Raw genomic sequence first — 14,958 nt, forward strand, 5'->3', positions numbered from 1 at the left:
TGCGGCGGAGGGGCGGGTCAGTCGCCGTCGAGGTACCGCCATGCTCCGTCGACCCGGGTGAAGCGGCTGACCTCGTGCTGGTGGCCGGTCGTCCCGTCGTGCCGGTACCAGGCCCGGAACTCCACCGTGCCGTCGGTGTCGAGCAGCCCGCCGCGCGAGGTGGCGAGCACGTCGAGGCCGGTCCAGCGGACGGCCGGGTCGAGCTCCAGCGCCGGCGGCCGCGTCGAGGGGTGCCAGGTGGCGAGCAGGTACGCGGCGTCGCCCACGGCGAAGGCGCTGTACCGCGAGCGCATCAGCTGCTCCGCGGTCGCCGCCGCCGACGTCCCCCCGTGCAGCCGGCCGCAGCACTCGCCGTGGGGCAGCCCGCTGCCGCAGGGGCAGCGTCGCGGGGCCATGCCTGCCAGTCTCTACGTCCGCAGCACCGGCCCGGCGGGAGGAGGCACGTGCGACACCTCGCCACGCCGCTGCGGGTCGGGCCGGTCACGCTGCCCAACCGCCTCGTGCTGCCCGCGCACCTGACCAACTACGCCGTCGACGGCGCCTTCACCGAGCGGCACGCGGCCTACTACGCGGCCCGGGCCGCCGGCGGCGCCGGGCTGGTCGTCACCGAGGAGGTCTCCACCGACCCCGCCGACCGCCCCTACGAGAAGCTCGTCCACGGCCACGACCCCGCCGTCCTGCCGGGCATGCGGCGGGTCGTGGACGCCGTCCACGCGCACGGCGTGCCGGTGGTCGCCCAGGTCAACCACAACGGCGGGCAGTCGGACTCGCTGCACACGCGGACGCCCGTCCTCGCGCCGTCGCCGGTGCCCGACCCGCTGTTCCGCGAGGTGCCCCGCGAGGCCACCGCCGCCGACCTGGCCCGGCTGGTCGCCGGCTACGCCGACGTCGCCGCCCGCTGCGCCGCGGCCGGCTTCGACGGCGTGGAGGTGCAGGCCGCGCAGTCCTCGCTGGTCCGCCAGTTCCTGTCCGGCGCCACCAACCGGCGCACCGACCGCTACGGCGGCCCGCTGGAGCACCGCGCCCGCTTCCTCGTCGAGGTGCTGGCCGCCGTCCGCGAGGCCCTCGGCCCCGGCCGCGCCCTCGGCGTCCGGCTGGCCGACGAGGAGGGCGGCGGCGGCGGGACGACGCTCGCCGAGGCCGTGGCCACCGCCGGGCTGGTGGCCGGCCTGGTCGACTACGTCAGCACCACCGTCGGCGTCGCGACGGCGACCCTCGACCGCGTCGTCCCGCCCATGACCACCCCGCCCGGCTACGCCCGCCCCGTGTCCGCGGCCGTCCGGGCCGCCGTCGGCGTGCCGGTCGTCGGCGTCGGCCGCTTCCTCACCCCCGCCCAGGCCGAGCGCGCGCTCGCCGACGGCGACTGCGACCTGGTCGGCGCGGTCCGCGCGCAGATCGCCGACCCGGAGTTCGCCGCCAAGGCGCTGGGCGGGCGGGCCGGCGAGGTCCGCCGCTGCCTGGGCTGCAACCAGGACTGCGTGGGCCGGGTGGGCCGCAACCTGCCGCTGGGCTGCGTGGCCAACCCGCGGGCCGGCCGCGAGGCGCCGCTCCCGGTCCCGCGGCGGCGGCGCCGGGTGCTCGTCGTCGGCGGCGGGCCGGCCGGGCTGCGCGCCGCCGCCACCGCCGCCGCCCGCGGCCACGCGGTCACCGTCTGGGAGCAGGCGCCGTGCACCGGCGGCGCGGTCCGGCTCGCGGCGTCCGCCCCCGGCCGGGACGGGCTGCGGCCGCTGGTCGACGACCTCGCCGCCGAGTGCGCGCGGGCCGGCGTCACCGTCCGCACCGGCGTGCGCGCCACCGCCCGGGCCGTGCTCGCCGCGGCCCCGGACGCCGTCGTCCTCGCCACCGGCGCCCGCCCGGCGCGGCCGGCCTGGGCGGGGGGGAGCGGGCTGGTGGTCGACGTCCGGGAGGTGCTCGCCGGGGCGGTCGCGCCGGACGGCGACGTGCTCGTCGTCGACGACCTCGGCACCGCCGCGGCGACCTCGGTCGCCGAGCTGCTCGCCGGCCGCGGCTGCACCGTCGAGGTGGTCACCGCGGCGCTGGTCGTCGGCCAGGACCTGGGCCTCACCCTCGACCGGCCGGCCTGGGAGCGGCGCGCGGTGGCCCTGGGCATCCGCCGGACGACGGAGCGGCTGGTCACCGCCGTCGACGGCCGCACCGTGCGGCTGCTGCACCACCCGACCGGCGCCACCGAGGAGCGCACCGTCGACCGGGTGGTCGCGGTGACCCCGCCGCGCGCCGACGACGCGCTGTGGGCGGCGCTGCGGGACAGCGGCCTGGAGGTGCACCGGGTCGGCGACTGCCTCGCCCCGCGGCGGGCCGGCGACGCCACCCGGGACGGCGACCGGGCCGGCCTCGCGGTCTGACTACCGTGCCCCGGGTGACCACCTTCGCCGGCGCCACCTGGCCGGAGCTGCCCGAGCGCCCGCTGCTGCTCGTGCCGCTCGGCGCGGTCGAGCAGCACGGCCACCACCTGCCGCTGGCCACCGACACCACGGTGGCCTGCGCGGTCGCCGAGGCGGCCGTCGACGCCCTGGACGGCGCACTGCTGGCCCCCGCCCTGGCCTACGGCGCCAGCGGCGAGCACGAGGGCTTCCCCGGCACCGTCTCCCTCGGCACCCCGGCGCTGACCGGGCTGCTCGTCGAGTACGGCCGGTCGGCCTGCCGCTGGGCCGGGCGACTGGTCCTGGTCAACGGGCACGGCGGCAACCTCGACGCGCTGCGCGAGGCCGGGGCGCGGCTGCGGGGCGAGGGCCGCGACGTCGCCTGGTTCCCGTGCGCCCCCGCCGGCGCCGACGCGCACGCCGGCCGCACCGAGACGTCGGTCATGTTGCACGTGGAACCCGACGCCGTCCGCGCGGACCGCGCCGTCGCCGGCGACACCACGCCGGTCGCCGAGCTGCTGCCCCGGCTGCGCGCCGAGGGGGTGCGCGCGGTCAGCCCCACCGGCGTCCTCGGCGACCCGGCCGGCGCGTCGGCGCAGGAGGGCGCGGCGCTGCTCGAGGGCCTGGCCGGGCGGCTGGCCGCCGCCGTCCGGGGCTGGGACGTCGACCCCTCCGGGCGGCTGCGCGGCTGAGCCGGCGGTTATCGTCCGGCGCATGGGGAGCCCGCTCGGCTGGCTGGTCGTCGTCGACTACCAGGAGGTCTTCCGCGACCGCGGGTCGCCGTGGACGACGCCCCGGTTCGACGAGATCCGCCCGCGCATCCGCTCGCTGGTCGAGGTCTTCGGGGAGCGCGTCGTGTTCACCCGCTTCGTCGTCCCCGACGAGCCGGCCGGCGCGTGGGCCGACTACTACGCGAAGTACGACTACTTCACCCAGCCGCACGCCATCCCGCTCCTCCAGCTCGCCGAGGACCCGGGCGGGCACCCCGTGGTCGACGCGCCCACCTTCGGCAAGTGGGTCCCGGAGGTCGCCCGGCTGGTCGGCGACGGCCCGGTCACCGTCGCCGGGGTGGCCACCGACTGCTGCGTGCTGTCCACCGTGCTGCCCGCCGCGGACGCCGGGGTGCGGGTGCGGGTCGTGTCCGACGCGTGCGCCGGCGCCGACGACCGGGCCCACGACGCGACCATGCGCATCCTCGGCTGCTATGCCCCGCTGGTGGAGGTCACGACCACCGCCGAGGTCCTGGCCGCGGGATGACCGGCGGGCCGCGCGTCGCCGTCCCCCCTCCCGACCGGCTCCCCGACGGCACCGCCGTCCGCCTGGACCGGCGGGTCCGGCGCCGGGACGGCGGGACGGCGCTGCTCGGCGGCTCGCCCCTGCGGCTGGTCCGGCTGCAGCCGCGCGCCCGCGACCTGCTGCGCACCGGCCGGCTGGTCGTCACCGACGCGACCACCGCCGCGCTGGCCGGGCGGCTGCTGGACGCCGGCCTGGCGCACCCGGAGCCGGCCGGCGGGGTGCTCCCCGAGCTCACCGTGGTGGTGCCGGTCCGGGACCGCCCGGCGGGGGTGGAGCGCCTGCTGGCCGCGCTGCGCGCCGACCCGGCCACCGCCGGCGTCCCGGTGCTCGTCGTCGACGACGGGTCGGCCGACGCGGCCGCGGTGGCCGCCGCCGCGGCCCGGCACCGCGCCCGGGTCCTGCGGCACGCCACCGCCCGCGGCCCGGCCGCCGCCCGCAACGCCGGCCTGCGGGCGGCCGGCACCGACCTGGTCGCCTTCCTGGACTCCGACTGCGTGCCGCTGCCGGGCTGGACGGTGCCGCTGGCCGGGCACACCACCGACCCGCGGCTGGCGCTGGTCGCCCCGCGGGTCGTGGCGCTGGGCTCGTGCGCCGGGGACACGGCGCTGGGCTCGTGCGCCGGGGACACGGCGCTGGGCTCGTGCGCCGGGGACACGGCACCGACCGCCGGCGGCGGGGGCTGGGTGCAGCCCTACGAGGCCGCGGTCAGCGCGCTGGACATGGGGCCGGACCCGGCACCCGTCGCCCCCGGGACGGCGGTGGCCTACCTGCCCAGCGCGGCCCTGGTGGCCCGCCGCGCGGCGCTCGGCGACGGGTTCGACGAGTCGATGCGGGTGGCCGAGGACGTCGACCTGGTCTGGCGGCTGGTGGCGGCCGGCTGGCGGGTGCGCTACGAGCCGTCGGCCGCGGTCGCCCACGACCACCGGTCGGCGACCGGGGCGTGGCTGCGCCGCCGCGCCTTCTACGGCACCGGCGCGGCGCTGCTGGCCGCCCGGCACGGCCCCGTCGTGGCCCCCGTGGTGGTCTCCCCGTGGTCGGCGGCGGCCTGGGCGCTGGCGCTGCCCGGCCGCCGGTCCGGCGTGCTCGCCGCGGCGGCGGTCCTCGCCGTGGCCACCGGCCGGCTGGCGCCCCGGCTGGCCCGTCCCGGCGGGCCGCCCCCGGTCGGGCTGGCCGCGCTGCTGGTGGTGCGGGGCAGCGCCGCGGCGGGGCGGACGCTGGCGCGCAGCGTCACCCGGCACCACTGGCCGCTCGCGCTGGCCGCCGCCGCGGTCTCCCGCCGCGCCCGCCGGGTCGCGGTCGCGGCCGCCGTCGCCGACGCCGTCCTGGCCTGGTGGCCGCACCGCGCGCGGGTCGGCCCGCTGCGCTTCGCCGCCGGCCGCCGGCTCGAGGACCTCGCCTACGGGGCCGGCCTGTGGTGGGGCGCGCTGCGGGCCCGCGACGCCCGCGCGCTGCTGCCCGCCCGACCTGCCCCGATGCCCGTCCCGCGAGGACGGTTGCGCACGACCGGGTCACTGGTGCAAACGCCTAGCAGCGGTCACGATGGGCGCACGATGGACCCGAAGCCGCGGACGACCCCATGACGACCGAGCCGTGACGACCGAGCCGTGACGTCGGTCAACCCCTGGATCGCGCTGCCCGACGGCCGACCCGACCCCGCGCTCCCCCGGCGGCTGCGCGCCGCGCACGAGGCACTCGTCACCCGCTCCGAACGCGCCACGCCGGATGCCGTGCGCGCCGTCGTCTGGGACTCCTGGCGGCGCAGCCTGGCCGGCGGCGTCGACCCCGACGGGAGCCCGCCGCCGGTCGAGCTGCTCGACGACGAGCTGCTGGCGTACCGCGCCGCGCACCCGCTGGCCGCGGTGCTGCCGGTGATCCGCCGGCTGCTGGTCGAGGACGCCGAGGCCGACCGGATGGTCGTCGCGGTGACCGACGCCGACGGCCGCATGCTGTGGGTCGAGGGCGACGCCGCGCTGCGCCGCCGCGCGGAGACCATGCACTTCGTCGAGGGCGCGCGGTGGGCCGAGGAGGTCGCCGGCACCAACGCCCCGGGCACCGCGCTGGCCCTCGACCACGCCGTGCAGATCTACGGCAGCGAGCACTACCGGCGCCCGGTGCAGTCGTGGAGCTGCTCGGCCGCGCCGGTGCACCACCCGGTCACCGGCGTGCTGCTCGGCGCCATCGACGTCTCCGGCGGCGACCACATGGCCAGCCCGCAGGTGCTCACCCTGGTGCGGGCCACCGTGGCCGCGGTGGAGTCCGAGCTGCGCTGGCTGCACCGCGAGGACGCCGGCCGCCCCGCCCCCGGGCCGGCCGCCCGGCCGGTCCCGCGGCTGGCGGTGCTCGGCCGCGAGCGCGCCCGGCTGGTGCTGCCCTCCGGGTCCGCGGAGCTGTCCCTGCGCCACTCCGAGCTGCTGCTGCTGCTCGCCGAGGCGGCGACCGGCGGCGGCGGGCGCACCGCCGAGCAGCTGGCCGTCGAGCTGCACGCCGGTGAGGCGGCCGCGGTCACCGTGCGGGCCGAGCTGTCCCGGCTGCGCCGGCTGGTCGGCGCCCAGCTGCTCGGCTCGCGCCCCTACCGGCTGACCGGACCGCTGGAGACCGACCTGGACCAGGTGCGCCGGCTGCTGGCCCGCGGCGCCGTCGGCCCGGCGCTGGAGCGCTACCCCGGCGCCCTGCTGCCCCGCTCGTCGGCCCCCGGGGTGGTCGCCGCCCGCCACCGGCTCAGCGCGGCGCTGCGGCAGGCGGTGCTCGCGGCCCGCCGCCCCGAGCTGCTGCTGCGCTTCACCCGGCTGCCGGAGTGCCGGGACGACGTCGCCGTGTGGCAGGCCTGCCTGGACGCGCTGCCCCCCGGCGCGCCCACCCGGCCCGCCGTGGCCGCCCACCTGCACCGGCTGCGCCGCACCCCCCGCGGCCCGCTCCGCCTGCACTGACGAAGGACCCCCGTGCCCCCCGCCGCTCGCAGGCTCGCGGCGGGCCCCTGCACGGGCGCCTGACCCTGGTCCGGTACTCCCGGAATGTGCTGCAGCCCCGCCGCCTTGCCCCTCCCACGTGACCGCACCACCCGACGCCTCCGTGACCGGCACCCGGCGGGTCGTCGCCGCGGTCCTCGCCCTGGCCCTCGGCGGCTTCGCCATCGGCACCACCGAGTTCGTGACCATGGGCGTGCTCCCGGAGATCGCCGACGGCGTGGGCGTCGACATCCCCACCGCCGGGCAGGTCATCTCCGCCTACGCGCTCGGCGTGGTCGTGGGCGCGCCGGTCATCGCCGCGCTCGGCGCCCGGCTGCCGCGGCGCGGGCTGCTGGTCGCCCTCATGGCCGCCTTCCTGCTCGGCAACCTGGGCAGCGCGCTGGCCGCGGGCCACGCCTGGCTGCTGCTCGCCCGCTTCGTCAGCGGCCTGCCGCACGGCGCCTACTTCGGGGTGGCCTCGCTGGTGGCCGCCTCGCTGGTCCGCGCCGAGCTGCGCGGGCGGGCGGTGAGCTCGGTGATGCTGGGCCTGGCGGTGGCCACCGTGGCCGGCGTCCCGGCGGCGACCTGGCTGGGGCAGTCGCTGGGCTGGCGGGCGGCCTACTGGGCGGTCGTCGTCCTGGCCGCCGTCACCGTGGCGGCGGTGCTGGCGGTCGTCCCGGCGACACCGGGCCGCAGCGAGGTCACCGTCGCCACCGAGCTGGCCGCGCTGCGCCGTCCGCAGGTGCTGCTGACCCTGCTGGTGGCCACGGTCGGCTTCGGCGGCATGTTCGCCGTCTACAGCTACATCGCCCCGCTGACCACCGAGGAGGCCGGCCTGCCGCGCGGAGCCGTGCCGTGGGTGCTGCTCGTCTTCGGCGTGGGCGGGGTGCTGGGCACCGTGCTCGGCGGCCGGCTCGCCGACCGCGCGCTGTTCCGCTCGCTGGCCGGCGCGATGGTGACCCTGGGCGGGCTGCTCGCCGTGGTGGCCGTGGCCGGCGGCTGGGCGCCGGGGCTGCTGGTCACCCTGTTCCTGCTCTCGGCCACCGCCTCGGTGCTGGTGGTGACCCTGCAGCTGCGGCTGATGGAGGTCGCCGGGGAGGCGCAGATGCTGGGCGCCGCGCTCAACCACTCCGCGCTCAACGCGGCCAACGCGCTGGGCGCGTGGATCGGCGGCGTGGTGATCGCCGCCGGCCTGGGCTGGACCGCCCCGGCCGCCGTCGGGGCCGGGCTGGCCGCGGTGGGCCTGCTCGCCCTCGCCGCCTCCGCGCTGCTGCGCCGGCGGGACCGGCGGGCCGGGCCGGTGCGGACGGCGCCCGCACCGGCCCGTTGAAGGACCTCCTCGCCCCCCGCCACTCGCGAGCTCGCGGCGGGACCCTGCAAGGAGGCCACAGTCAGGGGGCCAGCGTCTCGGCGAACAGCGGGACGGCCTGGTCCAGCGCGTACCGCGTGCCCAGGGCCGAGCCGCTGGAGAAGGCGTTGGACAGCGTCTGGTCCTCCAGCACCAGCGCGTCGCCCCGCTGCACCGAGGGCAGCGACTGCCACAGCGGGTTGCCGGTGATCTGCGCGGCGTCGACGAAGATCGGGAAGACGACGGTCAGCGGTGCGTCCAGCAGCGGCACCTGCTCCTCGCTGACCGGGACGGAGAAGCTGTCGCCGGCGAGGTCCTGGACGGCCGGTGAGTTCACGAAGCCCAGGGTCTCCATGAAGTCGACGCGGGTGTCGCCGCGCACGTAGGCGCCGAAGCCCTCCGAGGTGTAGGCGCCGACGGCGACCTCGGTGCCCTCGAACTGCGGGTTGGCCGCGGCGGCCTCGGCGAACTGCTGCTCCACCTGGGCCCGCAGGTCCGCGGCCTCCTGCTCGCGGCCCAGCGCCCGGCCGACCAGGTCCAGCTGCTGCTGCCAGGTGGTCAGGTAGGCGCCCACGCCCTCGGGCTGGCCGATGGTCGGGGCGATCACGCTGAGCGCGTCGTACCGCTCCTGGGTGGCGGGGGAGCGGGTGTCCAGGATGAGGTCCGGGTCGAGGGCGGCGACCGCCTCCAGGCTGGGCTCCAGGGTCTCGACGATCTCCGGCGCGTCGTCGTAGAGCCCCTCGGCCCACGGGCCGACGCCCTCGCCGCCGAAGGCCAGCCAGTCGCTGGCGCCGACCGGCTGCACGCCCAGCGCCAGCGCCGTCTCGGCGTCCGACCAGCCGAGGGCGACCACCCGCTCGGGCTCCTCGGGCACCTCGACGGCGCCGAACGCGGTCTCGACGGTCACCGGGAAGGAGCCGGACGGCGCGCCGCCGGTCTCCCCGGACGCCGTGCCCCCGGAGGACGTGCCCCCGGAGGACGTGCCCACGGAGGACGTCGTCCCGGAGGACGTGCTCCCGGCGGAGCCGCACCCGGCGACCAGGGCGGTGGCGGCGAGCAGGGCGGCGCCGCGCAGGACAGGGCGGACAGACATGGGTTCCCCTCCAGTAGGTGAGGCTCACCTAACTACGCCGTCCGGGCGCCGTCCCACCCGGGTCCGGCGGACTCCCCCCCTGCAACACCGCTGCAACGTTGTGCAGGTTCCGCACCCGCGGTCGTCGGGGCTCCTCGAACGGCGCCTCTGCGGCTGACGATCGTGTGATGGAGCCGCGTCCGCGGGACGAGCGGAGTCTGCACGACAGTAGGTAAGCGTGGCCTAAGTCACGTGTCGCTCGACACACTCCGCTCCAGGCGGAGCTGTGTGTCCGCAGCCACACGACCCCTGCAGAGGAGCGGAGGAACCGTGACCCAGATCAACATGCGGGTGGACGGGGTGACGTACACCGACGACGTCGAACCCCGGACCCTCCTGGTGCACTACCTGAGGGAACAGCTGGGCAAGGTCGGCACCGTCGTCGGCTGCGACACCAGCAACTGCGGGTCCTGCACCGTCCACCTCGACGGCGCCGCGGTGAAGTCCTGCACCGTGCTGGCCGTCCAGGCCGACGGCGGCGAGGTCACCACCATCGAGGGGCTCACGCCGCACGGCGGCGGGCTGCACCCGATGCAGAAGGCGTTCCACGAGATGCACGGCCTGCAGTGCGGGTTCTGCACCCCGGGGATGATCATGGCCGCGGTCGACCTGCTCGGGGAGAACCCCGACCCCAGCGAGTCCGAGATCCGCGAGGGCATCGAGGGCAACCTCTGCCGCTGCACCGGCTACCAGAACATCGTCCGCGCGGTGCAGCAGGCCGCCGGCGAGCTGCGCACGACCGGGAACGGCCACGCCGCCCCGGCCGAGGTCGACACCGCCGCCGCTCCGCACGTGGCGGGTCAGGCATGACCGCCGTCGAGGACCGCCCGGCGCAGGCGCCGGAGCGCGAGGTCGGCAAGGCCCGCCGCCGCAAGGAGGACGCCCGGCTGATCACCGGCGCGACGACGTGGACCGACAACATGGTGCTGCCGGGCATGCTGCACCTGGCCGTCGTCCGCAGCCCCGTGGCGCACGGCAAGATCACCGCGATCGACGTCAGCGCGGCCCAGGAGGCGCCGGGCGTCGTCGCCGTCCTGACCGGCCGGGACGTGGCCGACGAGCAGGGCTCGCTGCCCTGCGCCTGGCCGGTGACGCCGGACATGGTCAACCCCGGGCACCCCTCGATCGCCGTGGACGAGGTCAACCACGTCGGCGAGGCCGTCGCGGTCATCGTCGCGCGCAGCAAGGTCGCCGCGCAGGACGCCGTCGAGCTGGTGGACGTCGACTACGACCTGCTGCCCGCCGTGCTGGACATGGAGGCCGCCGTCGCCGAGGGCGCCCGGCTCACCCACGACCACCTGGAGTCCAACCGCAGCTTCCACTTCGTCTTCGACGGCGGGGAGGCCGGCACGGGGAGCGACACCGAGCAGGCCTTCGCCGACGCCGAGGTCGTGGTCAGCCGGCGGTTCGTCCAGCAGCGGCTCATCCCGGCGTTCATGGAGCCCCGCTCGGTCGTCGTGCAGCCGCAGGGCGACAACTACACGATGTGGTCGGCCACCCAGGTGCCGCACATCCTGCGGGTCATGCTGGCCATGGTCACCGGGGTGCCCGAGCACAAGCTGCGCGTGGTCGCCCCCGACGTCGGCGGCGGCTTCGGCGGCAAGCTGCAGGTCACCCCGGAGGAGGTCATCAGCCTGCTGGTGGCCCGCCGGCTGGGCAAGCCGGTCAAGTGGACCGAGAGCCGCAGCGAGTCGCTGATGACCGCCCACCACGGCCGCGACCAGATCCAGTACATCGACATCGCGTCCGACCGCGAGGGCAACGTCAAGGGCCTGCGCTGCCGGATCCTCGCCGACATGGGCGCCTACCTGCGCCTGGTCAGCCCCGGCGTCCCGGTGCTCGGCGCCTTCATGTTCAACGGCATCTACAAGTTCCCGGCCTACCGCTTCGAGTGCGACGGCGTGTTCACCAACAAGGTGCCCACCGACGCCTACCGCGGCGCCGGCCGCCCCGAGGCGACCTTCGCCATCGAGCGGATCATGGACGAGCTCGCCGTCGAGCTCGGCATGGACCCGCTGGAGCTGCGGCGGAGGAACTGGATCAAGGCGGAGGAGTTCCCGTTCACCACGGTGGCCGGGATGACCTACGACAGCGGCGACTACGAGACCGCCACGCAGAAGGCGCTGGAGCTCATCGGCTACGACGAGCTGCGCGCCGAGCAGCAGCACCGCCGGGAGTCCGGCGACCCGGTCCAGCTGGGCATCGGCGTCTCCACCTTCACCGAGATGTGCGGCCTGGCGCCCTCCCGGGTGCTCGGCTCGCTGTCCTACGGCGCCGGCGGCTGGGAGCAGGCCTCCATCCGGATGCTGCCCACCGGCAAGGTCGAGGTGGTCACCGGCTCCACCCCGCACGGCCAGGGCCACGAGACGGCCTGGAGCCAGCTGGTCGCCGACCGGCTCGGCGTCCCCTTCGAGGACGTCGAGGTGCTGCACGGCGACACCTCGGTCGCGCCGCGCGGCATGGACACCTACGGCTCGCGGTCGCTGGTGGTCGGCGGCGCCGCGGTGGTGCAGGCGGCGGAGAAGGTGGTCGCCAAGGCCCGCAAGGTCGCCGCGCACCTGCTGGAGGCCAGCGAGGAGGACCTGGAGTTCACGAACGGGGCGTTCTCCGTCCGCGGCACCCCGGGCGCCCAGCTCGCCATCCAGGAGATCGCGCTGGCCACCTTCGCGGCGCACAACCTGCCCGACGGGATGGAGCCCTCCATCGACGCCGACGCGACGTTCGACCCGGAGAACTTCTCCTTCCCGCACGGCACGCACATCTGTGCCATGGAGGTCGACACCGACACCGGCGCGGTCCGGATCCGCAAGTACGCCTGCGTGGACGACGTCGGCACGATCGTCAACCCGCTCATCGTCGAGGGGCAGATCCACGGCGGGCTGGCGCAGGGCATCGCCCAGGCGTTGTTCGAGGAGGCCGTGTACGACGCCGACGGCAACCTCACCACCGGCACCTTCGTCGACTACCTGGTGCCGTCGGCGGCCGACCTGCCGCACTTCGACACCGGCAACACGGTGCACGAGGCGCCGGGCAACCCGATCGGCGCCAAGGGCGTCGGGGAGGCCGGCACCATCGCCAGCACCCCGGCCGTCGTCAACGCCGCGCTGGACGCCGTCCGGCACCTGGGGGTGCGCGACATCCGGATGCCGCTGACCCCCGAGCGGGTCTGGCGGGCCCTGCACGACGGCGGCGACGGCGGCGACCGCGCCACCGCCGGCAGCAACGCCTACGGCGGTGCCTCCACCGAGAGCACCACCGGCGTCTCCACCCCTGCGTCCTCCCTCGGAGGTGACCGGTGATCCCCGCGTCGTTCGGCTACGCCCGCCCCAGCACCGTCGAGCAGGCCGTGCAGGCCCTCGCCGAGGGCGGCGACGACGTCAAGGTCATGGCCGGGGGGCAGTCGCTGATCCCGGTCATGCGGCTGCGCCTGGCCGCCCCCGAGACGGTGGTCGACCTCAGCCAGGTCGCCGAGCTGCGCGGCGTCCGGGACGACGGCGACGCCATCGTCATCGGCGCCATGACCACCCACCACGACGTCCTCACCGACCCGCTGGTGCGGCAGTTCGCGCCGCTCGTCGCCGAGGCGACCGAGACGGTCGCCGACCGGCAGACCCGGGCCCGGGGCACCTTCGGCGGCGCGCTCGCGCACGCCGACCCGGCCGGCGACCTGCCGGCGGTGGCCCTGGCGCTGGACGCGGAGTTCGTCCTCGCCGGGCCGGGGGGACGGCGGACGGTGCCGGCGGCGGGCTTCTTCGTCGACTACCTCACCACCGCGCTGGAGGAGGGGGAGCTGCTCGTGGAGATCCGCATCCCCAAGCTCTCCGGTGAGTGGGGGGTGCGCTACGAGAAGTTCAACCGGGTCGCGCAGGCCTGGTCGATCGTGGCCGTGGCCGCCGCCGTCCGGCGGGAGGACGGGCACATCGCCGAGGCGCGGATCGGGCTGACCAACATGGGCCCCACGCCGCTGCGGGCCAGCGCGGTCGAGGCCGCCCTGGCCGGCGCCGAGGCCAGCCCGGAGACGATCGCCGCGGCGGCGCGGGCGGCTGCGGAGGGGACGTCCCCGACCAGCGACCTGAACGCCCAGGCCGACTACCGCCAGCACCTCGCCCAGGTGCTCACTCGCCGCGCGGTGACGGCGGCGGCGGGGATGTAGCGTCGATCACCCGCTCCGGAAGCCGCTCGATCGAATCGGCCGGTCCGTCCCCGTCGCGGGGGCGGACCGGCCGAGCCACGCCCCCCAGGAGGTAGCACCGTGCAGTTGGAGAACTCGTTCACCGTCCCCGTGCCGATCGACGAGGCCTGGCGGGTGCTGCTGGACATCGAGCGGATCGCGCCGTGCATGCCCGGCGCGGCGCTGGACTCCGTCACGGGCGACGACTTCACCGGGCGGGTCAAGGTCAAGCTCGGCCCGATCAACCTCACCTACCAGGGCAAGGCCTCCTTCGTGGAGAAGGACGAGGCGGCGCACCGGGCGGTCATCGACGGCCGCGGCAAGGACCAGCGCGGCAACGGCACCGCGGCCGCGCTCATCACCGCCCAGCTCAAGCCCCAGGGCGACAGCACGCGGGTCGACGTCCTCACCGACCTGAACATCACCGGCCGGCCGGCCCAGTTCGGCCGCGGCGTCATGACCGACGTCGGCAACAAGCTGCTCGGCCAGTTCGCCGACAAGCTCGCCGCCCAGCTCACCTCCGGGGACGCCGGCGCCACGGCGGCCGCGACCCCCGCGCCGGCCCAGGCGACCCCGGCCGAGAAGGCCGCGGCCACCGTGGCCGGCGTCGCCGAGGAGGTCGCCGCCTCCGCCGAGCAGGTGCCCGGGGACAACGCGGTGGCCGAGAAGACCCGCTCGACCGCCGCGGCGGCCAAGAAGACCGCCGCGGCCGCCGCCACGCCCGCGGCCGCCGCCACGCCCGCGGCCACCGACAGCGCACCGGCGGCCGCGGACACCGCACCACGGGCGGGCGACACCGCCCCCATCAGGACCGGCACGGCACCGGGGGTCACCGACACCACCCCCATCACGGCCGCCGCGCCGGCGGCCGCCACCACGCCGGCGGCCCCGGCCGCCCGGCCGGCGGTGCCCGCGCAGGACGAGCCCGAGCCGATCGACCTGCTCGAGGTCGCCGGCGGGGCGGCGCTGACCCGCTACGCCGGGCCGCTGGCCGGGGTTGCGGCGCTGCTGCTCATCGTCACGCTGGTCGTCCGGCGCCGGCGCCGCTGACGCCCGCGGGGTCGCCGGGCCACGGCCCGGCGACCCCGCCCAGCCAGTCGGCGGCGGCCAGCGCGACGACGTCCGGGGAGCGGGTCAGCGCGTGGTCGCCGGGGACCGCGTAGAGCGACGCGCCCACCCGGCCGGTGAGCACCGCGGCCAGCTCCCCGGGCCGGCCGGAGGCGTCCCGCTCGCCCTGGACGACGCCCAGCGGCAGGTCGACGGCGGTCAGCTCGCCGGCCCGGCTCCTCTCCGGCCGGCCCGGCGGGTGCAGCGGGAAGGCCAGGCAGAGCACGCCGTCGGCCCCCAGCGCTCCCGCCGTCCGGCAGGCCACCCGGGCCCCGGCGCTACGGCCGCCGAGCACCAGGGGACCGGCCAGCCGGCCGGCGTCCCGCAGGGCGGCGAGCACCGCCGTCCAGGCCTCGTCCAGGCGCGGCGGCGCCGGGGCGATCCGGCGTCCGGCCACCCGCCAGGGCTGCTCCACCCCCAGCACCCGCCACCCGGCTGCCGCCGCGGCGGCGGTGACGGCGACCAGGTCCGCCGACCCCAGGCCCCCTCCGGCGCCGTGGCCCAGCACCAGCGTGCCGAGGGCCCGGCCGGGCGGCTCGGTGGCGGTGACCCGGGCCGGACCGAGCGGCGTCGGCACC

At 77.4% G+C, this 14,958-nt stretch carries 13 protein-coding genes; 10 read left to right on the top strand and 3 right to left on the bottom strand.

Annotated elements, in window-relative coordinates:
- Nucleotides 1-17: 17 nt before the first annotated feature.
- Nucleotides 18-395, bottom strand: coding sequence for a YchJ family protein (locus CHB98_RS16765; RefSeq protein ID WP_089306746.1), 378 nt, complete (start codon nucleotides 393-395; stop codon nucleotides 18-20).
- 48 nt (nucleotides 396-443) lie between these two features.
- On the opposite strand from CHB98_RS16765, the gene CHB98_RS16770 reads away from it, so the two are divergent.
- From CHB98_RS16770 to CHB98_RS16795, 6 genes are all read left to right on the top strand, one after another.
- A complete protein-coding gene (locus CHB98_RS16770; protein WP_089306747.1) occupies nucleotides 444-2,363 on the top strand; it encodes a mycofactocin system FadH/OYE family oxidoreductase 2 in 1,920 nt (639 codons plus the stop codon).
- A 14-nt stretch (nucleotides 2,364-2,377) separates the two neighbouring features.
- The gene (gene mftE, locus CHB98_RS16775) at nucleotides 2,378-3,073 is read left to right on the top strand and encodes a mycofactocin biosynthesis peptidyl-dipeptidase MftE (protein ID WP_089306880.1); all 696 of its coding nucleotides are present in this window, start codon (nucleotides 2,378-2,380) and stop codon (nucleotides 3,071-3,073) included.
- A 22-nt stretch (nucleotides 3,074-3,095) separates the two neighbouring features.
- Nucleotides 3,096-3,638, top strand: a complete 543-nt coding sequence (locus tag CHB98_RS16780) for a cysteine hydrolase family protein (RefSeq protein WP_089306748.1) — start codon at nucleotides 3,096-3,098, stop codon at nucleotides 3,636-3,638.
- On the top strand, nucleotides 3,635-5,257 hold the full coding sequence (gene mftF, locus CHB98_RS16785) for a mycofactocin biosynthesis glycosyltransferase MftF (protein WP_089306749.1): 1,623 nt from the start codon (nucleotides 3,635-3,637) through the stop codon (nucleotides 5,255-5,257). Before CHB98_RS16780 ends, mftF begins: the two co-directional genes overlap by 4 nt.
- 24 nt (nucleotides 5,258-5,281) lie before the next feature.
- Entirely contained in the window at nucleotides 5,282-6,604 is a 1,323-nt protein-coding gene (locus CHB98_RS16790) for a GAF domain-containing protein (protein WP_089306750.1), read from the top strand.
- Nucleotides 6,605-6,722: 118 nt separating this feature from the next.
- Nucleotides 6,723-7,952 (top strand): MFS transporter, encoded by a 1,230-nt coding sequence (locus CHB98_RS16795; protein ID WP_089306751.1) that lies wholly within the window; start codon nucleotides 6,723-6,725, stop codon nucleotides 7,950-7,952.
- 61 nt (nucleotides 7,953-8,013) lie between these two features.
- On the opposite strand, the gene CHB98_RS16800 is transcribed toward CHB98_RS16795, so the two are convergent.
- Entirely contained in the window at nucleotides 8,014-9,063 is a 1,050-nt protein-coding gene (locus CHB98_RS16800) for an iron-siderophore ABC transporter substrate-binding protein (protein WP_089306752.1), read from the bottom strand.
- A gap of 309 nt (nucleotides 9,064-9,372) precedes the next feature.
- Here CHB98_RS16800 and CHB98_RS16805 point away from each other — a divergent pair, with 309 nt between their 5' ends.
- The 4 genes from CHB98_RS16805 to CHB98_RS16820 all read left to right on the top strand — a co-directional run bounded on the left by CHB98_RS16805 (nucleotide 9,373) and on the right by CHB98_RS16820 (nucleotide 14,323).
- Complete coding sequence (locus tag CHB98_RS16805) at nucleotides 9,373-9,912, top strand: (2Fe-2S)-binding protein (RefSeq protein ID WP_089306753.1); 540 nt, start codon at nucleotides 9,373-9,375, stop codon at nucleotides 9,910-9,912.
- Nucleotides 9,909-12,401: a xanthine dehydrogenase family protein molybdopterin-binding subunit gene (locus CHB98_RS16810; protein WP_089306754.1), complete on the top strand. Its 2,493-nt coding sequence runs from the start codon at nucleotides 9,909-9,911 to the stop codon at nucleotides 12,399-12,401. The genes CHB98_RS16805 and CHB98_RS16810 overlap by 4 nt, the downstream gene beginning before the upstream one ends.
- Nucleotides 12,398-13,255, top strand: a complete 858-nt coding sequence (locus CHB98_RS16815; protein ID WP_089306755.1) for an FAD binding domain-containing protein — start codon at nucleotides 12,398-12,400, stop codon at nucleotides 13,253-13,255. The genes CHB98_RS16810 and CHB98_RS16815 overlap by 4 nt, the downstream gene beginning before the upstream one ends.
- Nucleotides 13,256-13,354: 99 nt before the next feature.
- A complete protein-coding gene (locus CHB98_RS16820; protein WP_089306756.1) occupies nucleotides 13,355-14,323 on the top strand; it encodes an SRPBCC family protein in 969 nt (322 codons plus the stop codon).
- Here the strand turns inward: CHB98_RS16820 and CHB98_RS16825 are convergent.
- The gene (locus CHB98_RS16825; protein WP_245821281.1) at nucleotides 14,292-14,957 is read right to left on the bottom strand and encodes an alpha/beta hydrolase family protein; all 666 of its coding nucleotides are present in this window, start codon (nucleotides 14,955-14,957) and stop codon (nucleotides 14,292-14,294) included. The genes CHB98_RS16820 and CHB98_RS16825 overlap by 32 nt on opposite strands.
- Between the last annotated feature and the right edge of the window lies 1 nt (nucleotide 14,958).

Source organism: Geodermatophilus pulveris (assembly GCF_900188375.1).
Lineage (GTDB): Bacteria > Actinomycetota > Actinomycetes > Mycobacteriales > Geodermatophilaceae > Geodermatophilus > Geodermatophilus pulveris.